Below are 25,058 nucleotides of genomic sequence, written 5' to 3'. Positions count from 1 at the left end.
CGCCGCGGTCACGCCCATGTCGAAATCCGGCGATGACGGCACGCGACTGTTCGGTCGTTCACGAACAATCCAGGACGTGTTACTGAACGTGTCGCGCGTGCGGCTCGACCTGTCGCATGCGCACCTCCGGGACATCATCGCGATCGAAGCGCTCGACCGGATCATGCACACGTTCCGTCGCAACGGGATCGACGTCAGCGGGCGCGACGACGATCGAGCAGTATGCGACTGGCGCGCAGCCGGAAGCGGCCGCGCACTGAGCGCGTGACCGGCGCGCGACAAGCGGATGCAATCAGTCGGCCGCCGGCACGCCGCCGTCGCGCCGCTTCGAGATCGCTTCGACGAGCTTCAGCTCGTCGTCGATCGACAACGTCGTGTCGGTCACTTCGCCGCCGAACGGCGCGAGCGCCGCACTCAGCGCGAGGATGTCGAGCTGCGTCGCCGCCAGCCCGAGCGACACGGTGTCCGGCCGCGCCTTGCGCGCGATGCGATCGGTCAGCGCATCGTCCACGGGCCGCTCGCGCGACGCGTCGAGCGCCGCTTCGACGCGTTCGAGCGCGCGGCCGACCAGCGATCCCGACGCAGCGCCACCGCGCCCGACCGTCTGCTTGCGCAGTTGTCCGTCGGCCGCGCACTCGACGATCACGACGCCCGCCGGCGATACGACGCCACGCCCGTGCAACGTCTCCAGTTCGGCGGCCACGCGCAGGGCCGTGTCGAGGTCGGGATAGCACACCACGATCAACGTGTTCATCAGCAACTCCCTGGCGCGCACGCCCGTGACCGTGCGCGCCGCATTCAATGCAGTCCGAACGCGGCCTTCAGACTCGCGACGATCATCTGCATCGCGATCGCCGCGAGAATCATCCCCATCAGCCGCTGCGTGACGGCCGTCACGCGCGGCGACAGATAGTGGCCGATGAACGGCGCGGCCAGCAGCGCCGCGCTCAGCAGCAGCAGGAACGCGACGAGCCCGAGCGCGAACGCGAGTTCCTGCCCGCTCGCGAACGCGGTGTGGCCGAGCACGATCATCGTCGCGATCGTGCCGGGGCCGACCAGCAGCGGAATCGTCAGCGGATAGATCGCGACGCCGTCGGCCCCGGCCGGATCGGCGCCCTCGCCGTCGCCCGGAGAATGCTGACGGCTCGGCGCGCCATGCAGCATCGACAGCGCGATCAGGAGCACGAGCAGTCCGCCCGCGAGGCGGAAATCGTCGATCGTCAGGCCGAACGCATGCAGGATCGCACCGCCCGCGATGGCCGACACGATGCAGCCGATCGTCACGCCGAGCGCGGCCGTCAGCGCGACCTTGCGCCGCGCGCCGTCGGTCGCGCCTTCGGTCAACGACAGAAACACCGGCACGTTCGCGATCGGGTTCATGATCGCGAACAGCGCCGCGAACACCTTGATGGAGAAAGTCAGGTCGACGTTCACGGGCGCGCTCCGTCGTGGCCGCATGCTGCGCATGCAGGTTTCGATACACGGCCGATGCGCGCGCCGCGCGATGCTGCTACGATCGACGCACCGCTGCCGGCGGCCCGCGCGGCGGCACGATCGAGATCGCGCGACACGCGGCCGCCGCATCCTCGTTCACTCACGACGGAGGGCCCTGACCGATGCAAGCAAGCGATACCTACCTGGATCACGAGATCCGCGTCGACGCGACGCGCAATGCGAACGGCGCGTGGGTCGCACAGGTGCGGATCTTCCGCGACGGCGCGCCGGTCGACCTGCCCGCGCCCGAGCTCGTCACGCCCGAATGGCTCACGTGCGACGAGGCGCTGCGCGGGGGAATCGATCAGGGGCGCGTGATGATCCGCACGCAGGACCGCTAGCCGCGCGCAGCTCATCGGCCGGCGCCGGGCCACGTCGGTGCGCGCACCGACTGGCCGGCCTCGAACGCGCCGCGCATCAGCCGCGACACGTCGTCCAGCGTCAGCTCGACCGAAGTCGACGCCGCCGTGCCGGCGTCGATCACGCGGTGGCCGATGATGCGCTCGGCAATCGCGTTGAGCACGGTCTCGACGAGATACTTTTCCATTCGGCTTCCTGTCCGGTTCCGGGCCGCTTCGCGCGTCGCGGCGGCAGTTGCGTACGCAACCAGATGGGCACGCGAACGCGGGTTGCGCGCTGCCATGCACATCGCGGAGCGTGCGGCATGAGGATGGGCCGGTCAAGGTACAGTCGGCAACAGGCGCTGCATCGCGTGCCGTGCGGGGTACAGCACCCGCTTCGGCCCACGCAGCCGGTCGGCCGCGCATCGCCGTGCAATACCCGCCCTCATTCGTGCGCCGCGCCCTGCTGCTCGAGCGCCTCTTCCGCGCGCAGGCTGTCGAGATCGCGACCGATCGTCGCGACCGCGAGCCGCGCGTTGCCGCGCCAGTACGTCACCGAACCGTCATGTGCGCGCAGGTCGCCGTCGATCTCGACGCGGTCCCATTGCTCCGCGTGTCCCACATAGCGGACCGTCAAATCGTAGTGCTGGGTCCAGAAGAACGGCACCGCGTCGAACGGCCGCTGCTGTCCGAGCATGTTGCGCGCGGCGACGATGCCCTGCCGCTCCGCGACGACCCAGTGCTCGACGCGAATGCGTTCGCCCGTCAGCGGATCGGGCCAGCGCGCGATGTCGCCGGCCGCATAGACGCCCGGCGCGCTCGTCTGCAGGAAGCGGTCGACGGTCACGCCGCGATCGACGGCGAGGCCCGCGTCCTGCGCGAGCGCGATGTTCGGATGCACGCCGATGCCGACCACCACGACGTCGGCCGGCAGCACGTCGCCGTTCGACAGCGCCACGTGGTTCGGTACGATCTGCGCGAGCGTCGCGCCGAGATGGAACACCACGCCGTGCGATTCGTGCAGTGCGCGGATCGTGTCGCCGAGCGCTTCGCCGAGCACGCGCGCCATCGGATGCGCATCGGGCGCGACGACGTGCACGTCGAGTCCGCGCGTGCGCAACGCGGCCGCCGCTTCGAGGCCGATGAAGCTCGCGCCGACCACGACGCAGCGTTTCGCCGTTCCGAGCTTGCCGATCAGTGCATCGCAATCGGCGCGCGAGCGCAGCACGCACACGTGCGGCAGATCGGCGCCCGGCACGGTCAGCCGGTTCGGCTCCGCGCCCGTGGCGAGCAGCAGCGCGCCGTACGCGAGCCGGCTGCCGTCGGCCAGCTCGACCGCGCGCCGTGCCGGGTCGATGCGCGCGACGCGCGTGCCGCAGCGCACGTCGATGCGCTCGTCGGTATAGAACGATGCGCCGCGCAGCGGCAGCCAGTCGGCCTCGGCCGTGCCGGCCAGGTAATCTTTCGACAGGTTCGGCCGGTCGTACGGCGGTTCGCTGTCGGCGCTCAACAGCGTGATCGCGTGCGGATAGCCTTCCTGGCGCAGCGTCACGGCCGCCGCGATCGCGGCCGCGCCGCCGCCGACGATCACCACCGAGCCGGGCAGCCCGGCCGTATTCAACGCGGGCGGGGCCGCGGCCGGCCGCGCATCGAGCACGACCGCGCGGCCGTCGCGACGCTCGACGCGCCAGCACGTCAATCCGTCGAGCGCGGGCGCGCGCTGCATGGCGCCGGTACGCAGGCAGAACGCCGCGTGGTGCCACGGACACCGAATCGTGTCGCCGACCAGCAGGCCGTCGGCGAGCGGTGCGCCGTAATGCGGGCATTGCGCACCGACCGCGAACAATTCGTCGGCGCGGCGCACGAGCAGCACGGCTGCGTCGCCGACATGGCCCTCGATCATCGCGCCGTCGGCGATGTCGTCGAGCGCGATGCCCTGCGCGAGATCGGGACGTGAAGACGAAGCAGCGCTTGCGGACATGGCCTGGCTCCCTGCGAGTGAGGTAACGATCCCATTATCGGCGTCCTTCCCGAAAAGAACAGGTACAGACGACCCCGCAGCGCACGCAAACGCGGACTGTAGCTTGTACGCGATCCGCGACCGGCGTACAACGTGATCCACATTGCGGCGCAACACACCGGCCGCGCATGCGGAGGGGCCGGCGAGCCGAGCAATCCGCGTGCCGCGCCCGCCGACCATCCGTGGCGCACGATGCCCTACAACGGGATGACGCCGCATATCTCCGGCACGTCGCTGTCGGCCCAGGCGCGCTACGCGGCCGGCACGCTGGAGATCCTGCAGGACTGGTTCGACGGCAAGCCGATCCGCGACGAATACCTGATCGTCGACGGCGGCGCGCTCGCGGGAACGGGCAAGCAGTCGTACCGGCTCACCTGAGCCCAAGGCCGGGCTAACCGAGGCAGGCGGTCGCGAGCTTGCCGACCGTGACGACCGCGCGCTCGATCTCCGGCGACCACGGGCTGCTGTAATTCAGCCGGATGAAGTTCCGGTAGCTGTCCGCGATCGAGAACATGTAGCCCGGCCCGATCGTGATCCCCTGCTCCAGCGCGAGCTGGTACAGCCGCATCGCATCCACCTGCGCCGGCAACTCGACCCACAGCACGTAGCCGCCCGCCGGGCTCGAGATGCGCGTGCCTTCGGGGAAGAACCGCGACACCATCGAGCGCATCAGGTTCGCCTGCTGCGCATACGCCTTGCGAATCCGCCGCAGATGATGCTCGTAGCCGTCCCGTTCGAGAAACTCGGCGATCGCGAGCTGCGGGATCGACGGCGTCGCCAGCGTGTTCAGGAACTTCAGCTTCTCGACCTGATCCCGGTAGCGGCCCGGCAAGGCCCAACCGATCCGGTACGCGGCCGTCAGGCTCTTCGAGAACGACGCGCAATGCAGCACGATCCCGCCGCGGTCGTAGGACTTCAGCGTGCTCGGATGCGAATCGCCGAAATACAGTTCGTTATACACACCGTTTTCGATGATCGGCATGTCGACGCGGGTGGCGAACTCGACCAGTTCGCGCTTGCGCTCGTCGGGCATCTGGAAGCCGAGCGGGTTCTGGAAATTCGGCATCACCATGCACGCGGCGATCGGCTGCGACTTCGCGATCGCCGCCAGCGCCGCGATGTCGATTCCGTATTCCGGGTGCGTCGCCACCTCGATCGCCTTCATCCCCATCCGCTCGATCGCGTGCAGCATCGCGTAGAACGTCGGCGATTCCACCGCGATCGTGTCGCCCGGCTTCGCGACCGCCTGCAGGCACAGGTTGATCGCCTCGGTCGCGCCGACCGTCACGATGATCTCGTTCGGGTCCACCGACATCCCGTTTTCCAGATAGCGGCGCGCGATCTGCCGGATCAGGCGCGGATGGCCGGGCGGCAGCCCGTCCGTCACGCCCCATAACGACTTGTCGCGGCCGGCCGCGTACGCATAGCGGTTCAGCTTCTCGAACGGAAACAGGCTCGGGTCCGGATACGGCGAGCCGAGCGGCACCGCGTCGTCCGTGCCGATCGAGCGCAGCGTCGACAGCACGAGCCGGCTCACATCGACCGACGACGAAATCGCGATCGGCTTCGACGGCCGCAGATCGCGCACCGGCGCATGGCCGTCGTCGTTGCGCAGGTTCACGAAGTAACCGGATTGCGGACGGCTTTCCAGCAGCCCGCGGCTTTCGAGCAGCAGATACGCATGCAGCACGGTCGTGATGCTGATCCGGTGCTGCTGGCTCGCCTGCCGCACCGACGGCACGCGATCGCCGTGTCGATACACGCGTTGCCGGATGAGTCTCTCTATGTCGTTCGCGAACTTTTCGTAGAGCTTCATCCGCCTCGCCCCGCCAGCGGTGAACCGGCCCGTGACGCATCGGCGAGCATGCCGCGCCGATGCGGGAAGCCGGATAGCCGTGCGCGATCGCGGGCGTTCCGGTTCGAGCGTCGTCCATTACCGAAATTGAAGGCGGATAGCAATGCGAAATCCATCATGACAGGGATCGGCATCCTACTGCGTCAATTCGGCGAATGTAAGTGACAGTTTGGCGGTGAAACGCCAAATCGCCCGGACGTGGTGAACAGATGGAAGGACGGCGGCACGCGGCGTTCTCGTGTGTCGTCCGTTTCTGCAGCGTGCATGCTGCTGTCGAAACGTGGCGCGACGTCGCAACGTCGTGCCCTGTCATCGTGCGGCATCGATCCGTGCGTGCCGCGTCACGCGCGAATCGATGCGCGGCATTCCCGATCGTCGTGTCGTGCAACGGCGACGCGATGCGCGCGCGGGCATTCGAAGTGTGCGAATGCGCACACTTCGGCGATGTCGTCGACGCGAAGATCGATCGGCCGCGCTCATTCATCGACAACGCGCGTCGGGAATGAACGCCGTGGTTCGATTCGATCGGCTCACGGCTCTACGGTCGATCGCCCGCACCCGGCCCGGCAACGCGAGCGGGATCGCAGGCCGCCGCATCGACGCTCACAGCCGCGATTGCAGGAAGCACGGCGGTAGCGTCACCGCGATGCCGGGCGCAATGCGCGGCACATTCGCGCCCGGCTCGAACGCGCCCCGCCTACCCGAGCGCGTGACGCACGACCTTGCCGCCGAACCCCGTCACGACGTTGTCGACCGAGAACGGCGTGGCCTCCTCCGCCTCGAGAATGACCGCGGCGCTGCCGGGCACGAGCTGCGTCGCGACCGATTCGACGAACCGGCCGTCGAGCAGCGCGTGGCCGGCCGCATCGGCGACGGTGCCGAACCCCGCGCCGGCCGCCATGCCGGTCGCGACACCGAGCGGCCCGGCGAGCATCCCGAGCAGGCCGCCCGCGATCGCGCCGATCAACCCGCCCTTGAACGGCGGCGCTTCGGCGTCGAGCACGGCGAGCTTGCCGGCCGCGTCCTTTTCAACGGCGACGCCGTTATCGATATGAAATCCTTCGTGCTTCTCCGACAGCGCGTCGAAATCGTTCGCCGCGCGACGGGCCGTGTCGGCATTGCCGAACACGGCGACGATCAGTTGCCTGGCCATTCGAACCCTCCTGCATTGGCGATCCGGGCGACCGCCGCCGATCGACGGTCATCCGCGGACGATTCGTGCCGCGTGCGTTGCGCACCCGGCATTCAAGCATTCCACTCCCCGTCCCGCAGTCGGGCCCCGCGCGCCTGCGCATCGAGGCCGGCGTCGTCGGCCTCGATCGGGAATCGGTGCTGCCCGAAACTGAGGATCAGCACGCCCACCGCGAGCAGCACGATCCCGAAGGTGGTCATCAGCATCCGCTCGGGGCTGTCGGTTGCGCCGCGCAAGATCAGATCCCGCGCGAGCGACGTCATCGCGATGAACAGCGGAAAACGCACCGGCAAGCGGCCGAGCCGCAGATAGCGCACGTCCATCGCGAGCACTTCGAGATACAGGAACATCAGCAGCAGGTCCGTCAGCGACACCTCGCCGGCGAGTATCACCTTCCACGCCTCCTGCGCCATCGCGAACACCGTCGCGAGCCCGATCACGATCAGCCCGCCCAGCTCGGCGGCGTGAAGGAAATGACCGAAGCGGCGGCGCAGGTGTTCGGCCGGCGGCCAGGAAGCGGTGGACATGTTCGACGTGTCGGGCGATGGAATGACGGGGACCGGAAAACAGCGTTGCCGCCGATTTCACCGGCGCGCGCATCGTCGCGAATCGTCACGCATCGCGAGCGAACCCAATCTACCGCGCACGCCACGCGGCCTCAAGAGCACAGCGTCGCACGCGTCAGGAGCACAGCTGCGCGAAGCCCGCACAAACCGTTCGTTGTTTGACCCATTCGAATGACAGATTGACGATACGTGTTCCAAAGACCCGCCGAAGCTGCTAGATTGCATGCTCGACGACGTTACGCGGTGCGGACAGGTCACGCGCCGGGCGAACGCGCGGCCACCCTGCCTGCCTGCCCTTTTCGCGCCCGGGCGGCAGGCCGCCGCCGCTGCGGCCCGTTGCGCGATGCCCGCGCAACGTCCTTCATCCGCATGTCACACAGAGAACAGTCGCATGACACAGTCCTACCGTTCGCCCTCGCGCGCCGCGGCATCCGCGGGCCGTTCGTCCCGACATGACTGACCGGCAGGCCGCGATGCAAACCCGTCCCCCGCTTTCCCAGGCCGTCCACGACACGATCACGCGCAGCGCGATCTTCCTCGTCGCCACCGTCAACCCCGGCGCCGACCGCGCCGACACGATCCGCGGATGGTGCGGCGACATCGCCGCGCTGGTGCGCTCGGTCGGCAAGCGCGTGCCGGGCGGCAACCTGTCATGCGTCTGCGGCTTCGGCGCCGACGCATGGGATGCGCTGTTCGGCGCCCCGCGCCCGGCGTCGCTGCATCCGTTCCGTGAATTCGGCGCCGGCCAGCGCGTCGCGGTCGCGACACCCGGCGACATTCTGCTGCACATCCGCGCCGACGCGATGGACCTGTGCTTCGAGCTCGCGACGCAACTGCTCGGCGCACTCGGCGACGCGGTCACGGTCGTCGACGAAGTGCACGGCTTCCGCAATTTCGACCAGCGCGCGATGATCGGCTTCGTCGACGGCACCGAGAACCCGGAAGGCCGCGAAGCGGTCGACTTCACGGTGATCGGCGACGAGGATGCCGAATTCGCGGGCGGCAGCTACGTGATCGTGCAGAAGTACCTGCACGACATGGCCGGCTGGAACGCGCTCGCGGTCGAGACGCAGGAGCGCATCATCGGCCGCACCAAGCTGTCCGACATCGAGCTCGCGCCGGACGTGAAGCCGTCGTGCTCGCACAGCTCGCTGACCACGCTCGACGAAAACGGCCAGGAAGTGAAGATCCTGCGCGACAACATGCCATTCGGGCGGCCCGGTTCCGGCGAATTCGGCACCTATTTCATCGGCTACGCGCGTTCGCCGGCGCCGATCGAACAGATGCTCGAGAACATGTTCGTCGGCCGCCCGCCGGGCAACTACGACCGGCTGCTCGACTACAGCCGCGCGGTTACCGGCTCGCTGTTCTTCGTGCCGTCGGCCGACCTGCTGGAAGCGCTCGCCGATCGCCCGGCGCCGGCCGCTGCCGACGCCGACGCTGCCCCGACCGCCCAGCCTGAACCCTCATCACCCGAGTCGCGCCGTGACGGCTCGCTGAACATCGGATCGCTGAAAGGAGCCAAAGCCTATGAATAACCTGCATCGCGAACTCGCACCGATCTCGTCGCCGGCCTGGGAACAGATCGAGGAAGAAGTGGCACGCACCTTCAAGCGCTCGGTAGCCGGGCGTCGCGTGGTCGACGTCGAAGGCCCGGCGGGTCCCGAGCTGTCGGCCGTCGGCACCGGGCACCTGCTCGACGTGGCCGCCCCGCGCGAGCAGGTCGGCGCGCGGCTGCGCGAAGTCCGCACGATCGTCGAGCTCACGGTGCCGTTCGAACTGAGCCGCGACGCGATCGACAGCGTCGAGCGCGGTGCGCGCGACGCCGACTGGCAGCCGGCGAAAGACGCCGCGCAGCGGCTGGCCTTCGCCGAAGACGGCGCGATCTTCGACGGCTACCAGGCCGCGGGCATCGTCGGCATCCGCGAAGGCACGTCGAACCGCAAGCTCACGCTGCCGGCCGACGTCGGCGCGTACCCGGACGCGATCAGCGACGCGCTCGAAGCGCTGCGGCTCGCCGGCGTCGACGGCCCGTACTCGGTGGTGCTCGGCTCGGACGCGTACACGGCGCTCAGCGAGGCGCGCGACCAGGGCTATCCGGTCCTCGGCCACATCAAGCGGATCGTCAGCGGCGAGATCATCTGGGCGCCGGCGATCAGCGGCGGCTGCGTGCTGTCCACCCGCGGCGGCGATTACGAGCTGCACCTCGGCGAAGACGTGTCGATCGGCTACACGAGCCATACCGACAAGGTCGTCCGCCTGTACCTGCGCGAAACGTACACGTTCCTGATGCTGACGAGCGAGGCATCGGTGGCCGTGGCGCCGCAGGGCAACGCGGCGGCCTGACGTCCCGCTCGCGCGCGATGCCGGCCGGGCGTCGCGCGCACCGGCCGCCTCGCCGGCCGCACGTTCGTCGCCGACCGAACCATCCCGCATGGAGCGCGAAATGAGCGAATCGAATGACGCATTACAGGCGCTGCAAGCGTCGATCGACAACCTGAAACAAGCCGTCGACGCCAACGCGAGCCGCCAGGCCGGCGACACCGCCGTGCTGTTCACCGTCGTGTCGCTGATGCTGGCCGAGCTGCCGCCCGACACCCGCAACCTGATCGAGGATTCGTTCTCCGTCTGGGCCAATGGTCTGCAGAATGCGGCACTGTCAACCGACGTGAAGCAGATCGCGCGGCAGCGGCTCGCGATGACGCTCGCGGACTGACACCCCACCACGGTCGCGCCATGTCCGGCCCATACCGTGCAACCCGCCCTCCCCGTCATCGGCGCCGCGCCACGCACCGGTGGCGGTGCGCGCGCGGCGCAACGTAACGCCCCCTCGTACGCTGCCGCACCGCACCGTCGCGCCGATGCGTGCGCACCGCGTTTCCTCCCGCCTCCGCCTTCCCGTTTGCCGACTGCCGGCGCCCTGCGCGCCGATGCCGCACCGCGCTTCGCGCGTGTCGCGCGCCGGCATTTTTCCGCATTGCGCACGCCGCAGCCGCATGCGCGCGCCGCTGTGCTCCTTGCCGCACGCGCACGCACGCATGTGAGGGTGCAATTCGCGGCCGGGCCGGCGCGGAACTGTGTCTTGGAGGCCCCCGGCCGATTCGCTATTTTGAACGCAGTCGCAGTGATGTTGCGGGCTATGCGCGGCACCGGTGCCGCCGGCGTCGGCCACGGCCGTGCGCCGCACCGGCGCGCGCTGCGCGATCGGGCGGGCGCGGCGCGCGCACCACCGGTCGCGGCGCGGCCGGTACGCCACGGCGTCGTACCGCATCGGCACTTCCCCTTCGATCCACGTTCATTGACAGGAGCCAGACCACCATGCCCGCACTTTGCGATATCTGTCACGTCCGGCCGGCCGTTGCGCGCGCCACCGTGATGCAGGACGGCGAGCGCAAGACGATCTCGATCTGCGACTACCATTTCCGTCAGCTGATGCGGCATCAGAGCATGCTGAACCCGTTCGATTCGCTGCTGGGCGGCGGCGGGTCGTCGCTGTTCGGCGAGCCCGGCGACGAATCGCCGCTCGCCGCCGAGATTCCGCGCGAATCGGTCGACCCGACCGACGCGTTCAGCGAGCAGACGCTCGAACTGCTGCAGCACGCGGCCGAAAAGGCACACGAGCTGCGCCGCACCGAACTCGACACCGAACACCTGCTGTACGCGCTCGCCGACACCGACGTATGCGCCGCGCTGTTGAAGGAACTGAAGCTGTCGCCGCAGGACATCAAGGCCTACATCGACGCGCACGCGCACACCGGCACCGCGTCCCCCGACGCGTCGCTCGACAAGCTGTCGATCTCGCCGCGCGTGAAAAAGGCCGTGCAGTACGCGTTCCAGGCATCGCGCGATCTCGGCCACTCGTACATCGGCCCCGAGCATCTGCTGATCGGCCTCGCATCGGTGCCGGACAGCATCGCCGGTACGCTGCTGAAGAAATACGGCGTGACGCCGGAGGCGCTGCGCCAGAAGGTCGTGAAGGTGGTCGGCAAGGGGGCGGAAGACGGCCGCGTCGATGCGCCGACCGGCACGCCGAACCTCGACAAGTTCGGCCGCGACCTCACCGCGATCGCGCGCCAGGGCAAGCTCGACCCGGTGCTCGGCCGCGCGCAGGAAATCGAGAGCACGATCGAGGTGCTCGCGCGCCGCAAGAAGAACAACCCCGTGCTGATCGGCGAGCCGGGCGTCGGCAAGACGGCGATCGTCGAGGGGCTGGCGCAGCGGATCGTGAACGGCGACGTGCCCGAGGTGCTGCGCGGCAAGCGGCTCGTCGAAGTCAACATCAACTCGATGGTGGCCGGCGCGAAGTATCGCGGCGAATTCGAGGAGCGCGCGAAGCAGCTGATCGACGAAGTGACTGCGAAGCATGACGAACTGATCCTGTTCATCGACGAGCTGCACACGATCGTCGGCGCGGGTCAGGGCGGCGGCGAAGGCGGCCTCGACATCGCGAACGTGCTGAAGCCCGCGCTCGCGCGCGGCGAGCTGAGCCTGATCGGCGCGACCACGCTCAACGAATACCAGAAGCATATCGAGAAGGACGCCGCGCTCGAACGGCGCTTTCAACCGGTGTTCGTGCCGGAGCCGAGCGTCGAGCAGACCATCGTGATCCTGCGCGGGCTGCGCGACAGCCTCGAGGCCCACCATCAGGTGACGTTCGCCGACGACGCGTTCGTCGCGGCCGCCGAGTTCGCCGATCGCTACATCACGTCGCGCTTCCTGCCCGACAAGGCGATCGACCTGATCGACCAGGCCGCCGCGCGCGTGCGGATCGGCGCGACCTCGCGCCCGGTCGACATCCAGGAAGGCGAAGCGCAGATCGCGCAACTGAAGCGCGAGCAGGACTACGCGACGTCGCGCAAGCGCTTCGACCAGGCGAAGCAGTTCGAGGAGCAGATCAACGAGAAGCAGCAGTCCCTCGACGAGAAGATGGAAGCGTGGCAGCGCAAGACCGGCTCGGAAACGCTCGAAGTGACCGTCGAATCGGTCGCCGAAGTCGTGTCGCGGCTGACCGGCATCCCGGTGTCCGAGCTCACGCAGGAAGAGCGCCAGAAGCTGCTGAAGATGGAAGAGCAGCTGCGCGAGCGCGTGGTCGGCCAGAACGACGCGGTGGTCGCCGTCAGCGACGCGGTGCGGCTGTCGCGCGCGGGGCTCGGCCAGACCCACCGGCCGATCGCGACGTTCCTGTTCCTCGGGCCGACCGGCGTCGGCAAGACGGAGCTCGCGAAGGCGCTGGCCGAAACCGTGTTCGGCGACGAGCAGGCGATCATCCGCATCGACATGTCCGAGTACATGGAGCGGCACGCGGTCGCGCGGCTGATCGGCGCGCCGCCCGGCTACGTCGGCTACGACGAAGGCGGCCAGCTCACCGAGCGCGTGCGGCGCCGGCCGTACAGCGTGATCCTGCTCGACGAGATCGAGAAGGCGCACCCGGACGTCTACAACGTGCTGCTGCAGGTGTTCGACGACGGGCGCCTCACCGACGGCAAGGGCCGCGTGGTCGACTTCAGCAACACGATCATCATCGCGACGAGCAACCTCGGCGCCGCGATCATCATGGACAACCTCACGCAGCCGGAAGCCGCACGCAAGACCGACAAGGCGATCCGCGAGCAACTGATGCAGGTGCTCAAGGGCCACTTCCGCCCCGAGTTCCTGAACCGGATCGACGAGGTGATCGTGTTCCATGCGCTGTCGAAGGAGAACATCCGTTCGATCGTGCAGATTCAGCTCGACCGCGTGGTGCGCACCGCCGCCGCCCAGGACATCACGCTCGTGATGGGCGACTCGCTCGTCGAACACCTGACCGAAGCCGGCTACCAGCCCGAGTTCGGTGCGCGCGAACTGAAGCGTCAGATACGCCAGATCATCGAGACGAAGCTCGCGAAGGAGATCCTCGCGGACAAGCTGAAGTCCGGCGATCGGTGCGAGGTCGATTACGACAAGGCCGACGATGAAGTGAAGTTCAACAAGCTCGCGCCGCCCGAAGCGAAGGACGCGAAGGACGTGAAGAAGGACGCCGACGGCAAGGAAAAGGCGAAGCCGAACGGCAAGGCGACCAGGGCATCGGACGATGCAAAGGATGGCGAAGCAAAATCCGACGCACCGCCGCCCGCCGCGAAGCCATCCGGCAAGAAGGCTTCCGGTACGAAGAAGGACGCGCACTGACACCGCGCAAGTGCGGATGCCCAGGCACGCATGACCGGCTCCGTCCACCGGACGGAGCCACCCCACGCCGCGATGCGGTGCAACCCGAGCCGCCGGCAGCAGAACCGGCTCAAGGAGATTCACATGACAAATCGACGCGAAGTGCCAGGCATCAGGAAGTACGATGGGCCCGCCGGCGGTTGGGGCGCGCTTCGCGCGACAGCCGAGGCCGTGCGCACGCAGATGGAAACCATCGAGGCGCCGATCGTGCTGATGCGGACCAACCAGCCCGACGGCTTCGACTGCCCGGGCTGCGCGTGGCCCGACAAGGAACACAAGTCGACGTTCCAGTTCTGCGAGAACGGGGCGAAGGCCGTCACCTGGGAGGCGACGACCAAGCGCGTGACGCCCGAGTTCTTCGCGGCGAACACCGTGGCGTCGCTGCTGCGCATGTCGGACTACGCGCTGGAGAACATGGGCCGGCTCACGCATCCGCTCGTCTACGACCGCGCGACCGACACGTTCCGCGCGGTCGCATGGGACGACGCGTTCGCGCGCATCGGCGAAGTGCTGCGCGCGCTGCCGCCCGAGCAGGTCGAGTTCTATACGTCGGGCCGCGCATCCAACGAAGCCGCGTATCTCTATCAGCTGTTCGCGCGCGAGCTCGGCACCAACAACTTCCCCGACTGCTCGAACATGTGTCACGAGCCGACCAGCGTCGGCCTGCCGCAGTCGATCGGGATCGGCAAGGGCACCGTCTCGCTGGAGGATTTCGACCACTGCGAGCTGATCATCTCGATCGGCCACAATCCCGGCACCAACCATCCGCGGATGATGGGCACGCTGCACGAGTGTTCGCGCCGCAACGTGCCGATCATCGTGTTCAATCCGCTGCGCGAGCGCGCGCTCGAACGCTTCGCCGATCCGCAGGACATGATCGAGATGGCGTCGTTCGGCTCGACGCGGATCGCATCGACGTACTACCAGGTCGATGCGGGCGGCGACGCGGCCGCGCTCAAGGGCATCATGAAGGCGCTGCTGCAGCTCGAAGCCGAGCGCGGCGACGTGCTCGACCGCGACTTCATCGCGCAGCATACCGAAGGTTTCGATACGTTCTCCGCCGACCTGCAGGCCACGCCGTGGAATGACATCGAGCGCGCGAGCGGCCTCGCCCAGGCGCAGCTCGAGCAGGTCGCGCTCGCGTATGCGAAGTCGAACGCGACGATCGTCACGTACGGGATGGGCGTCACGCAGCACAACAAGGGCACCGCCACCGTGCGCCTGATCGCCGACCTGCTGCTGATGCGCGGCAACATCGGCAAGCCCGGCGCGGGCGTGTGCCCGCTGCGCGGCCACTCGAACGTGCAGGGCAACCGCACGGTCGGCATCACCGAGAAGCCGTCGGCCGCGTTCCTGCAGAAGATCGAGGAGGTGTGCGGTTTCAAGCCGCCCGCGCATCACGGGCACGACGCCGTGCAGGCGATGCAGGCCATGATCGACGGCCAGGCCAAGGCGCTGCTGTGCCTCGGCGGCAACTTCGCGGTCGCGCTGCCCGATCCGGACCTGTCGTTCCCGGCGATGGCGAAGCTCGACCTGAGCGTGCATCTCGGCACGAAGCTGAACCGCTCGCACCTGCTGGTCGCGAAGGAAACCTACATCCTGCCCGTGCTCGGCCGCACCGAGCTCGACATGCAGGCGAGCGGCCGGCAGTCGATCACCGTCGAGGATTCGATGTCGATGGTGCACGCGTCGGCCGGCAAGCTGAAGCCTGCGTCGGACGAGCTGCGCTCCGAGCCCGCGATCGTCGCGGGGATCGCCCATGCGACGCTGCCGGCCAGCAAGGTCGCGTGGCTCGACCTGATCGCCGACTACGACCGCATCCGCGACCTGATCGATCGCACCGTGCCCGGCTTCGAAGCGTTCAACGAGCGCATCCGCACGCCCGGCGGCTTCCGGCTGCCGCTGCCGCCCACCGAGCGCGTGTGGCCCACGCCGACCGGCAAGGCGATGTTCTCGGTCTACACGGGCGTAAAGGAAGACGCGGACGTGCTCGGCGGCGAGCAGGTGCTGCGGCTCATCACGCTGCGCAGCCACGACCAGTACAACACGACGATCTACGGGCTCGACGACCGCTATCGCGGCGTGTTCGGGCGCCGCGACGTGCTGTTCATGAACGTCGCGGATCTCGCGAAGTACGGGCTCGAGCACGGCGACCTCGTCGACATCGAGACGATCACCGCGTCGGGCCGCACGCTGCGCCTCGAGAAGATCACCGCGATCGAGTACGACATCGCGCCGGGGTCGGTCGGCGCGTATTACCCGGAAGCGAACGTGCTCGTGCCGCTCGACTACATCGACAAGGAAAGCGGCACGCCGTCGTACAAGTCGGTGCCGGTGCGCGTCGCGCGCGCGGCGGTCGTCTGACCGGCGGGCCGGCTCGCAACGCACGCGAGCCGGCCCGCCGCATCCCTGCCCCTTCCCACGGCCGGCGCATCGTCATCGATGCGCCGGCCCTTTTGCATCGCGTCGCGAAACGCGCCGCTTACCGCGCCGCCGACGGCGGCAGATGCGCGCCGGTCTGACGACGCCGGTACGCGCTGTCGCGCGTCGCGAGCCAGTAGTACAGCGGCGACGTCAGCACGAGCCCGACGACCCACGACAAGTCCGCGCCGCCGAGATGCGCGGGAATCGGGCCCGCGTACATCGGCGTGTTCATGAACGGAATCTGCACGAGAATCCCGATCGCATACGCGAGCAGCGCCTGCGGATTGAAGCGGCCATACACGCCGCCGTCGGCCATGAAGATCGACTGGATGTCGTACTTGCCCTTGTGGATCACGTAGAAGTCGATCAGGTTGATCGCCGTCCACGGCACCAGCACGACCAGCAGCGCGAGCACCAGGTCGACGAGATTGCCGACGAAGTTCGTCGACGCACCGATCGCCGCGTAACAGCATCCGACGAAAATCACCACCGACACCACCGCGCGCGCTTTCGCGGTCGGAATCCACTTGTACGCGAACGTCTGCACCGACGTGATCACCGCGAGCACCGCGCCGTACAGGTTCAGCGCGTTGTGGCTGATCACGCTCAGCAGGAACAGCACGAGCATCAGCGGCCCGAGCGGGCCCGTCGCCTGCTTCACCGCATCCATCGTGTCCGCGCCGGCCGGCACCGCGAGCACCGCGACCGCGCCGAAGATGAACGCGAGCGTCGAGCCGATCGTGCAGCCGAGATAGGTCGCCCAGAACGTCGACGCGACGCCGACGTCTTCCGGCAGGTAGCGCGAATAGTCCGACACGTACGGCGCGAACGCGATCTGCCACAACGCCGACAGCGACACCGTCGCGAGCCAGCCCGCGAAGTCGAAGCCGCCGCGCGTGAGGAAATCGGCGGTGCTCACGTGCGACAGGATCATCCAGAAGCCGACGAGAATGCCGATGCCGAGCACCCACGTGCCGATCCGGTTCAGGATGTGGATGAACCGGTAGCCGACGATCCCGATCAGCCCCGAGCCCACCGCGCCGATCACGATCCCGACCGGCACCGGCACCGACGACGCGATGCCGTGCACCGACTTGCCGGCCAGCACGATGTTCGATGCGAAGAAACCGACGTACATCACCGCCGCGATCACCGTGACGAGCAGCGCGCCCCACGAGCCGAACTGCGCGCGGCTCTGGATCATCTGCGGGATGCCCATCTGCGGGCCCTGCGCCGAATGCAGCGCCATCAGCACGCCGCCGACCGCCTGGCCGACGACGATCGCGACGATTCCCCACATCAGGTTCAGGTGAAAGATCTGCACGCCGAGCGCGCCCGTCACGATCGGCAGCGGCGCGATGTTGCCGCCGAACCAGAGCGTGAACAGGTCGCGCACCTTGCCGTGGCGCTCGGCCGGCGGCACGTAGCCGATCGTGTGTTTCTCTATCATGGGGGACGCGTTGCGGTCCGCGGTGGTCATGGCGATGTCTCCTGTCTGGCGCGCGATGCGCGCTTTCCGTGTCAGCCGGCGCGACGGGATGCGCGCCTGCAAGCGGGTCCGGATACGCGGGCGACGACGTGCCGATCGCGCCCCGTGGCGCGATGCCTGCGGGGACGAATGAACACGCCGCCAGCGCGTGTGCGGCGCCGTTGCGATCCAGGTTGCAGACGATGGTGCGCCATGCATGAAGCGACCGGAAAATACTAAAAATATTTTCGGGACATACGAAAAAACTCTGTAGCGGAAATTCCGGCACGACGCTTCTTCGGGTAAGGTGCTACGCACGGAAATGGACAGATGCGCGCCGCGGCGTCATGCGGCGGCGCCGGTATCAGAGGTGCTCGTGGCTCACTACACTTTGCGGCAACTGAAATATTTCGTGACGACGGTCGAATCCGGCAGCGTCGCCGAAGCGTCGCGTCAGCTCTTCATCGCACAACCGTCGATTTCCAGCGCGATCAAGGGTCTCGAGGAAAGCTTCGGCGTGAAGCTGTTCATCCGCCATCACGCGCAGGGCGTGTCGCTGACGCCGAGCGGCACGCGTTTCTACCGGAAAGCGCAGGAGCTGCTGCGCATCGCGCACGAATTCGAACAGAACGCGCTGGCCGACAACGACGTCATCACCGGACAGATCGACATCGGCTGCTTCGAGACGGTCGCGCCGCTCTATCTGCCGCAGCTGATCGCCGGGTTTCGCGAGCGCTACCCCGGCGTCAACATCCGGCTGCGCGACGGCGACCAGCAGGAACTCGTGCAGGGGCTGACCGCCGGCACGTTCGATCTCGCGTTCCTCTACGACCACGACCTCGACGGCACGATCGAGACCGAACCGCTGATGCCGCCGCAGCAGCCGTACGTACTGCTGCCCGAAAATCATCGCTTTGCCGGGCAGGCGCACGTGTCGCTGCGCGATCTCAGCGTCGAGCCGATGATCCTGCTCGACGTGCAGCCGAGCCGCACGTACTTCGTCAGCCTGTTTCACGAACTCGGGTTGACGCCGAACATCGTGTTCGGCTCGCCGTCGATCGAGATGGTGCGCGGCATGGTCGGCCAGGGGTTCGGCTTCTCGCTGCTCGTCACGCGGCCGCATTCCGAATACACGTACGACGGCCGGCGCGTCGTGACGATCGGTCTGAGCGAAACGGTGAGCCCGTCGGGGCTCGTCACCGCGCGCCTGAAGCGCGGGCAGCTCACGAAGCAGGCGCAGTCGTTCGTCGATTTCAGCCGCGAGCGGCTTGCGCAGCTCATCGAGGCATCGGCGCGCTGACGACGGACGCAAAAGCAAAACCGCACGCGCCGCCAAGCGGCAGCGTGCGGTTTTTTGCGGCTTGATGCGGCCCGCCGCAGCCCGATGCAGCCCGGTCAGTCCGCTGAAGCGAGATACGTCACGAGACGCCCCAGCATCGCGTCGCATCCGTGCAGCTGATCGAGCGTGACGAATTCGTTGGGCTTGTGCCCCTGATCCATGCTGCCCGGCCCGCACACCACCGTCGGAATGCCGGCCTGCCCGAACAGCCCGCCCTCGGTGCCGAACGCGACGGTGCCGAACGCGTCGGAACCGCTCAGCATCGCGAGCAGCCGCGCGGCTTCGCTGTCCGGCGACGTCGCGAGCCCCGGGTACGCGCCGAGCGGCTGCAGACGGATATCGGTATCGGCCTGCACCGCGCGCATCGTCGGCAACAGTTCGGATTCCGCATAGTCCTGCAGTTTTCTCGGCACGTCGTGCGCATCGAACGCCGGCAGCGCGCGCACCTCGAAATCGAACTCGCATTCGGCCGGCACGATGTTCAGCGCGCGGCCGCCCTTGATCAACCCCGTCTGCACGGTCGAGAACGGCGGATCGAAGCGGCTGTCGTGATGCTCGGGCCGCGCGAGTGTCGCGCCGATCTCGCCGAGCCGGCCGATCAGCTTCGCCGCGTAGTCGATCGCGTTGACGCCGAGCGGCGCATACGCGGAGTGGCACGCCGCGCCCTTCACGTGACAGCGCATCGCCAGCTTGCCCTTGTGGCCGAGCACCGGCTTCAGCTCGGTCGGCTCGCCGATCAGGCACAGGCGCGGCCGGTGTTCGCGCGCAGCCAGCGCGTCGAGCATCGGCCGCACGCCGAGACAGCCGACTTCCTCGTCGTACGAGAACGCGAGATGCACCGGCAGGCTCAGCGGCCGCGCAACGAACGCCGGCACCGCCGCGAGCACCGACGCGATGAAGCCCTTCATGTCCGCCGTGCCGCGCCCGTACAGCCGGCCGTCGCGCTCGGTCAGCCGGAACGGCTCGACCGTCCACGCCTGCCCGTCGACCGGCACCACGTCGGTATGGCCCGACAGCGCGATGCCGCCGCGATCGCGCGGCCCGATCGTCGCGTACAGGCTCGCCTTCGTGCGTTCCGCGTTGTAGAACAGTTCGCTCTCGACGCCGAAGCCGTCGAGATAGTCGCGGATGAACGCGATCATCGCGAGGTTCGAATCGCGGCTGACCGTCGCGAAGCCGACCAGCCGTTCGAGCAGCGCGCGGCTCGATGGATCACTCATCGCCCGGCACTCCGTAGCTCGGCGCGACGGTCGGATTCAGCGCGCGCGTCTGGTAGTCCTGCATCTGCGGGCGATAGGCCTGCCACAGTGCATCGAGCTGCCCGATCGGGTCGGCATCCGCCCAGTCGATGCGCAGGTCGACGATCGGCCAGATCACGTCGCCCGCCACCTTCAGCGCGGCCGAATGCACCGGCCCCGCTTCGCCGCCCGCCGCGATCGCCGCATGCATCGCGGCCAGCAGGCGATCGGCGAGCAGCCCGGGCGCCTGCTCGAATGCGCGCGCCATGGCGTCGATCACGGCCGGCGCGGCCAGCAGGTTGCCCGCCGCCACGCATTGCTCGCCCTGCACCGCATGATGCGTGCCGAGCGCTTCCTTGCCCGTGAAGCACGCCGTCTGTCCCTGCCCGTCGATCACCGTGACCTGCCGGTACTGGCTCCAGCCGTTCGCGCTCAGCGCGCGGTCGAGCGCGGCGGCCGGCGCGAGCTGTTCGTGCTCGACCAGATCGAGGATCTGCGGGCCGAGCGCCGGCAGCGTGACGTTCTGCGTCGCGACCGCGCCAACGCCCGCGCGCACCCACGGACAGCGCGCGCCCACCGCGATGCTCGACGAACTGATCGCGATCCCGAGCTGGCCCGTTTCCGGGCAGCGCCCGACGATGGAGAAAGTCATCTCGCCTCCGATGCGCGGTTCGACTGCCAGTTGTCCGGGATCACCGCGATCACGTCGATCTCCATCAGCCACTGCGGCTGGCCGAGCGCCGACACGACGAGCCCCGTCGAAATCGGGTACACGCCCTTCAGCCACTTGCCGACTTCCTGGTACACCGGCTCGCGATAGCGCGGGTCGATCAGATAGGTCGTCGTCTTCACGATGTGCGTGATGTCGCTGCCGGCTTCGTCGAGCAACTGCTTCACGTTCTTCATCGCCTGCTCGGCCTGCGCGCGCGGATCGCCGAGGCCGATCAGGTTGCCGTCGAAATCGGTGCCGACCTGGCCGCGCACGTAGACGGTGTTACCGGCCCGCACGGCCTGGCACAGGTCGTTGTCGAGCGTCTGGTTCGGGTAGGTATCCTTCGTGTTGAACATGCGGATACGCGTGTGGGTAGGCTGGCTCATCGAGGTCCTTCGAATGTCGGTGGGTTCGCCCGCCGGGCCGGAAGCGGTCGCGGCGTGGCGGGGTTCGGGTTGGCGCGGCGTCGCGTCCGGGCGTCGTATCGGGCACGGGCCGCGGCGTGCATGCGGATCAGCCGATCGCGTCGACCAGCGGGCGGGCATCGGCCTGTGCCCCGTGCGTCGTGTCGTCCTGCCCCGTGCGCGTTTGCGCGCGGCGTTGCGACGCGTCGTGATAGTCGAGGTACTTGCGCTGCGTGACGATGTGGTCGGCGATGTGCTTTGCGTCGTGCCACACGCCCCAGATGAAGCTGGAGCCGCGACGCGACAGCCACGGCAGCCCGAGGAAATAGATGCCCGGCTCCTTCGACACGCCGCGTTGATGCTGCGGCTTGCCGTTCGCGGCGAACGCGTCCACCTTCAGCCAGTCGTAGTCGACCGCATAACCGGTCGCCCACACGATCGACGCGACGCCGGCACCGGCCAGGTCGAGCGCGAGGATCGGCTGCGTCACGCAGTCCGGATTCGGCAGGATGCGGCGTGCTTCCGGCTCTTCCGGCAGATCGAGGCCGTTGCGGGCCACATAGGCGTCCGCCGCGTCGAGCAGCGACAGGTAGTTCTCGTCGCCGCGCGCGAGATTGACTGCGAGATCGCGTTCGAACACCGCGACGCCGCCGTCGAACGACTTCGTCAGCCCGACGAGCGTCACGCCCTGATGCGCGAGTGCGCGGAAATCGACCGTGTGACCGCCACGCGCGCCGCTCACGGCGATCGTCACGTGCTCGCGGCCGGGCGTCGCGACCTCCTTGTCCCATTCGCCGAGCACGCCGAGCCACCAGCAGAAGTCGCGGCCGCGATAGGCGCGCGGCGGCCGGTCGTGCGGGCCGACCGACAGATAGACCTGCCGGCCCGCACGCTGCAGCTCGTCGGCGATCTGCACGCCCGACGAGCCCGCGCCGACCACCAGTACCGCGCCGTCAGGCAGTTGCGCCGGGTTGCGGTAGTCGGCGGAGTGGATCTGCACGAGGCTGGTGTCGTCCGGTGCGATCGGCGGAATGACCGGGCGCTGGAACGGCCCCGTCGCGACGACCACGCGGTTCGCCTCGATCGTGCCGTCGGACGTCTCGACGACGAAGCCCGGCTTGCCTGCGTTGCGCGTGACCTGCTTCACTTCGACGCCGGTGCGGATCGGTGCATTGAACTTGCGCGCGTACGCTTCGAAGTAGTCGGCGACCTGGTCCTTCGATGCGAACGCATCGGGGGCGAGCCCGTCGAATTCGAGCCCCGGGAAGCGGTCGTGCCACGCGGGGCCGTTCGCGACCAGCGAATCCCAGCGCCCGGTGCGCCAGCGTTCGGCGATGCGGTCGCGCTCCAGCACGAGATGGGGCACGCCGAGCTTGCCCAGGTGCTCGCTCATGGCCACGCCGGCCTGCCCGGCGCCGACGACCAGCGTATCGATTGAAGTTGTTTGCACTGCCACGGCTGTCTCCTTCTGAAGTGCGGCTCGCTGCGGCACGGGGGGTGCCCGTTATCGTGCGAGTGGGAATGGAGACATTCTGCTGACAGGCAGACCTGGGCGAAATGATGTTTTTTGTGGTTGTTGACGAGCAAAAAGCTGGGGCGGGTGCGCGTGGCAAATGGCGTCGGCATCCTGGCGCGCGGTGCGCCGCGCTTTCCACGACGATCGACGGCCGCGTTTGGCGGCATCACGACAGCCGCGCTGCGGCGTACGGAATTGCGCGTCCGGCAGCGCAGCTCGACGCCATCGCGGCGGGCAGCGAATTGCGCGAATACGTGACGACCCACTACTTGCTGCTCTACGCGCTGATCGAGGACACGGTGCATCTCCTCGCCATTCGCCATCAGCGGCAGGTGTCGTTCGATCCGGCCAGTCGCTGGCCGACGTGAGCCAAACGACACGGGAAACCCCTCCGCCAGTCGATCGGACACACCGATCGCGGCACCACGGCGATTCATGCGACACTGCCCCCGGCAGCCACGCCCCTCACACAATTCTTGACTGTGCCCGCCCCGCCGACCTGTTAGGATGCCGGTCTCCTGGCCTGGACCGCAGGCAACGGACCTTCGATCGTCCCCTTTTTTTGCACCTCCGACCGATCCGGCCGTCGCCCCGGTCGACAAGGCGCGCCGAACGGCCGCCTGCCCCGTAAAACCCGCAACACCCCGGCGCCGGCCCATCCGGCCCGTTGCAGCAACCGTTGGAGTGGCGCACGTTGCGCCAGCAAGCATGAAGAAACTGAAGCAGCACATCCGTACCCTGCGCGAGAAGGACAGTACGCCCGTGGTACGCGCCGGCGCGCTGCTGCTGATGGCCGGCCTGCTGTACCTGCTGTGGCCGTCCGCCGAAGTCGCGCGCCTCGCGCTGGAATCCGTCGTACGCTAACGCACGCCCGTCTCCGCTGCGCTATACTTTCGAGATGGAAACCAAACCCGCCTCGCCGAACGTGCATTGCTGGTGGCGCGCCTGACCCAGGCGGCCCGTTTCCTTTTGCATGTCCCGAACGTGATGCCGCCAGCCATGGCGGCATTGTCGTTTCTACGCTCATGTCATGGCTGGCGGCTTCGATAACCCGGAGCCCACCCATACCATGACGCACCCGACCCGACCGACCATTCTCACCGGCGACCGCACGACCGGCCCGCTGCATCTCGGCCACTACATCGGCTCGCTGCGCGCACGCGTGCAGATGCAGCACGAAGCGACGCAGTTCCTGCTGCTCGCCGACACGCAGGCGCTCACCGACAACATGGGCCGCCGCCAGCGCGTCACCGAGAACGTAATCGAAGTCGCGCTCGACTATCTGGCCGTCGGCATCGACCCGGCGATCTCGACGATCGTCGTCCAGTCGCAGGTGCCCGAGCTCGCCGAGCTGTCGCAATACCTGCTGAACCTCGTGACGGTCGCGCGCCTCGAGCGCAATCCGACCATCAAGGAAGAGATCCGACTGCGCGGCTTCGAGCGCGACATCCCCGCCGGCTTTCTCACCTACCCCGTGAGCCAGGCAGCCGACATCACCGCGTTCAAGGCGACGCACGTGCCCGTCGGCGACGACCAGTTGCCGATGATCGAGCAGACCAACGAACTCGTGCGCCGCTTCAACGCGACCGTCGACAAGCCGGTGCTGGTCGAATGCGAAGCCGTGCTGTCGGCGGTCACGCGGCTGCCGGGCATCGACGGCAAGGCGAAGATGAGCAAGTCGCTCGGCAACGCGATCACGCTCGGCTCGACGCCCGACGAGATCGCGCAGGCCGTGAAGGACATGTATACGGACCCGAATCACCTGCGCGTGAGCGATCCGGGCCAGGTCGAGGGCAACGTCGTGTTCACGTTCCTCGACGCGTTCGAGCCGGACGTGCAGAAGGTCGACGAGCTGAAGGCGCACTATCGCCGCGGCGGCCTCGGCGACAGCGTCGTGAAGCGCGTGCTCAACGAACGGCTGCAGGCGCTGATCGAGCCGATTCGCGCGCGTCGCCGTGAGTTCGAGGCGGACAAGGCGGAGGTGATGGCAATCCTGAAGCGCGGCACGATGCATGCGCGCGAGGTGGCGGGGGCAACGCTGGCGGAAGTGAAGGGCGCGATGGGGCTTACGTATTTCGATTGAGTGGGGAGGGTGACGCGCGTCGCCGTCTCGCGACGCGCGCTTCCGAAACGGGTGTCGGGGCGAGATGCGATCGTTGATGGTTGAAAACATTTCACGCCAACCACCCTTTCAACGGCAACGGTCGATTTCGCTGGCACCGCCATGCCGCTCGCCCCGCCACCACGCGGCAAGCGACCGCAATCCCGCCGCTCCCGGCCAACTC

General features: G+C 68.1%; 22 protein-coding genes and 2 pseudogenes. 12 read left to right on the top strand and 12 right to left on the bottom strand.

Features of this window, described 5'->3' with window-relative positions:
* Nucleotides 1-88 precede the first annotated feature (88 nt).
* Nucleotides 89-196: pseudogene (locus tag BME24068_RS35530) on the top strand (STAS domain-containing protein); the annotation flags it as partial.
* A 96-nt stretch (nt 197-292) separates the two neighbouring features.
* On the opposite strand, the gene BME24068_RS18930 reads toward BME24068_RS35530, so the two are convergent.
* Both BME24068_RS18930 and BME24068_RS18925 read right to left on the bottom strand, forming a co-directional pair.
* Nucleotides 293-754, bottom strand: coding sequence for a hypothetical protein (locus tag BME24068_RS18930; protein WP_174927011.1), 462 nt, complete (start codon nt 752-754; stop codon nt 293-295).
* 44 nt (nt 755-798) lie between these two features.
* Nucleotides 799-1,458 (bottom strand): MarC family protein, encoded by a 660-nt coding sequence (locus tag BME24068_RS18925; RefSeq protein ID WP_275405001.1) that lies wholly within the window; start codon nt 1,456-1,458, stop codon nt 799-801.
* A gap of 158 nt (nt 1,459-1,616) precedes the next feature.
* Between BME24068_RS18925 and BME24068_RS18920 the strand changes: the two genes are divergently transcribed.
* Entirely contained in the window at nt 1,617-1,835 is a 219-nt protein-coding gene (locus tag BME24068_RS18920; protein ID WP_096507073.1) for a DUF6566 family protein, read from the top strand.
* Nucleotides 1,836-1,846: 11 nt separating this feature from the next.
* Here BME24068_RS18920 and BME24068_RS18915 read toward each other — a convergent pair whose 3' ends face one another.
* Both BME24068_RS18915 and BME24068_RS18910 read right to left on the bottom strand, forming a co-directional pair.
* Nucleotides 1,847-2,041, bottom strand: coding sequence for an enoyl-ACP reductase (locus BME24068_RS18915; protein WP_096507074.1), 195 nt, complete (start codon nt 2,039-2,041; stop codon nt 1,847-1,849).
* A gap of 239 nt (nt 2,042-2,280) precedes the next feature.
* Nucleotides 2,281-3,816, bottom strand: coding sequence for an FAD-dependent oxidoreductase (locus BME24068_RS18910; RefSeq protein WP_174927009.1), 1,536 nt, complete (start codon nt 3,814-3,816; stop codon nt 2,281-2,283).
* Between the two features lie 195 nt (nt 3,817-4,011).
* Here BME24068_RS18910 and BME24068_RS18905 point away from each other — a divergent pair.
* Nucleotides 4,012-4,233 (top strand): annotated as a pseudogene (locus BME24068_RS18905) (NAD-dependent formate dehydrogenase); the annotation flags it as partial.
* Nucleotides 4,234-4,246: 13 nt separating this feature from the next.
* Here BME24068_RS18905 and BME24068_RS18900 read toward each other — a convergent pair.
* The 3 genes from BME24068_RS18900 to BME24068_RS18890 form a co-directional block, all read right to left on the bottom strand.
* Entirely contained in the window at nt 4,247-5,671 is a 1,425-nt protein-coding gene (locus tag BME24068_RS18900) for an aminotransferase-like domain-containing protein (protein ID WP_174927008.1), read from the bottom strand.
* 736 nt (nt 5,672-6,407) lie between these two features.
* Nucleotides 6,408-6,863 (bottom strand): DUF1269 domain-containing protein, encoded by a 456-nt coding sequence (locus tag BME24068_RS18895; RefSeq protein WP_096509049.1) that lies wholly within the window; start codon nt 6,861-6,863, stop codon nt 6,408-6,410.
* Between the two features lie 92 nt (nt 6,864-6,955).
* Nucleotides 6,956-7,429, bottom strand: coding sequence for a phosphate-starvation-inducible protein PsiE (locus tag BME24068_RS18890; protein ID WP_174927007.1), 474 nt, complete (start codon nt 7,427-7,429; stop codon nt 6,956-6,958).
* 491 nt (nt 7,430-7,920) lie between these two features.
* On the opposite strand from BME24068_RS18890, the gene BME24068_RS18885 reads away from it, so the two are divergent.
* From BME24068_RS18885 to BME24068_RS18865, 5 genes are all read left to right on the top strand, one after another.
* Complete coding sequence (locus tag BME24068_RS18885) at nt 7,921-9,006, top strand: Dyp-type peroxidase (RefSeq protein ID WP_174927006.1); 1,086 nt, start codon at nt 7,921-7,923, stop codon at nt 9,004-9,006.
* Nucleotides 8,999-9,814 carry a family 1 encapsulin nanocompartment shell protein gene (locus BME24068_RS18880; protein ID WP_174927005.1) on the top strand — a complete coding sequence of 272 codons (816 nt, stop codon included), beginning with the start codon at nt 8,999-9,001 and terminating at the stop codon, nt 9,812-9,814. The genes BME24068_RS18885 and BME24068_RS18880 overlap by 8 nt, the downstream gene beginning before the upstream one ends.
* Nucleotides 9,815-9,914: 100 nt before the next feature.
* Nucleotides 9,915-10,184 (top strand): hypothetical protein, encoded by a 270-nt coding sequence (locus BME24068_RS18875; RefSeq protein ID WP_174927004.1) that lies wholly within the window; start codon nt 9,915-9,917, stop codon nt 10,182-10,184.
* Nucleotides 10,185-10,786: 602 nt separating this feature from the next.
* Nucleotides 10,787-13,633 (top strand): ATP-dependent Clp protease ATP-binding subunit, encoded by a 2,847-nt coding sequence (locus BME24068_RS18870; RefSeq protein WP_174927003.1) that lies wholly within the window; start codon nt 10,787-10,789, stop codon nt 13,631-13,633.
* Between the two features lie 123 nt (nt 13,634-13,756).
* Complete coding sequence (locus tag BME24068_RS18865; RefSeq protein WP_174927002.1) at nt 13,757-16,036, top strand: FdhF/YdeP family oxidoreductase; 2,280 nt, start codon at nt 13,757-13,759, stop codon at nt 16,034-16,036.
* Between the two features lie 118 nt (nt 16,037-16,154).
* On the opposite strand, the gene BME24068_RS18860 is transcribed toward BME24068_RS18865, so the two are convergent.
* A complete protein-coding gene (locus tag BME24068_RS18860) occupies nt 16,155-17,576 on the bottom strand; it encodes a purine-cytosine permease family protein (RefSeq protein WP_096508839.1) in 1,422 nt (473 codons plus the stop codon).
* A 364-nt stretch (nt 17,577-17,940) separates the two neighbouring features.
* Here BME24068_RS18860 and BME24068_RS18855 point away from each other — a divergent pair, with 364 nt between their 5' ends.
* Nucleotides 17,941-18,864, top strand: coding sequence for a LysR substrate-binding domain-containing protein (locus BME24068_RS18855; RefSeq protein WP_096508841.1), 924 nt, complete (start codon nt 17,941-17,943; stop codon nt 18,862-18,864).
* Between the two features lie 95 nt (nt 18,865-18,959).
* Here BME24068_RS18855 and argE read toward each other — a convergent pair whose 3' ends face one another.
* The 4 genes from argE to BME24068_RS18835 all read right to left on the bottom strand — a co-directional run bounded on the left by argE (nt 18,960) and on the right by BME24068_RS18835 (nt 22,713).
* Nucleotides 18,960-20,123: an acetylornithine deacetylase gene (argE, locus tag BME24068_RS18850; RefSeq protein WP_174927001.1), complete on the bottom strand. Its 1,164-nt coding sequence runs from the start codon at nt 20,121-20,123 to the stop codon at nt 18,960-18,962.
* Nucleotides 20,116-20,793 carry a DUF1028 domain-containing protein gene (locus BME24068_RS18845; protein WP_174927000.1) on the bottom strand — a complete coding sequence of 226 codons (678 nt, stop codon included), beginning with the start codon at nt 20,791-20,793 and terminating at the stop codon, nt 20,116-20,118. Before BME24068_RS18845 ends, argE begins: the two co-directional genes overlap by 8 nt.
* Nucleotides 20,790-21,239: a RidA family protein gene (locus BME24068_RS18840; protein WP_174926999.1), complete on the bottom strand. Its 450-nt coding sequence runs from the start codon at nt 21,237-21,239 to the stop codon at nt 20,790-20,792. The genes BME24068_RS18845 and BME24068_RS18840 overlap by 4 nt, the downstream gene beginning before the upstream one ends.
* A 127-nt stretch (nt 21,240-21,366) precedes the next feature.
* The gene (locus BME24068_RS18835; RefSeq protein WP_174926998.1) at nt 21,367-22,713 is read right to left on the bottom strand and encodes a flavin-containing monooxygenase; all 1,347 of its coding nucleotides are present in this window, start codon (nt 22,711-22,713) and stop codon (nt 21,367-21,369) included.
* A gap of 101 nt (nt 22,714-22,814) precedes the next feature.
* Between BME24068_RS18835 and BME24068_RS18830 the strand changes: the two genes are divergently transcribed.
* From BME24068_RS18830 to trpS, 3 genes are all read left to right on the top strand, one after another.
* Nucleotides 22,815-23,141 (top strand): hypothetical protein, encoded by a 327-nt coding sequence (locus BME24068_RS18830; RefSeq protein ID WP_174926997.1) that lies wholly within the window; start codon nt 22,815-22,817, stop codon nt 23,139-23,141.
* Nucleotides 23,142-23,481: 340 nt separating this feature from the next.
* Entirely contained in the window at nt 23,482-23,637 is a 156-nt protein-coding gene (locus BME24068_RS18825) for a hypothetical protein (RefSeq protein WP_172441956.1), read from the top strand.
* A 205-nt stretch (nt 23,638-23,842) separates the two neighbouring features.
* A complete protein-coding gene (gene trpS, locus BME24068_RS18820) occupies nt 23,843-24,856 on the top strand; it encodes a tryptophan--tRNA ligase (protein ID WP_174926996.1) in 1,014 nt (337 codons plus the stop codon).
* The last annotated feature ends 202 nt before the right edge of the window (nt 24,857-25,058 follow it).

Origin of the sequence: Burkholderia anthina (assembly GCF_902498995.1) — a bacterium.
Taxonomy (GTDB): domain Bacteria; phylum Pseudomonadota; class Gammaproteobacteria; order Burkholderiales; family Burkholderiaceae; genus Burkholderia; species Burkholderia anthina.
The sequence above is the reverse complement of the archived record's forward strand: the minus strand, read 5'-3'. Positions and strand labels throughout refer to the sequence as shown.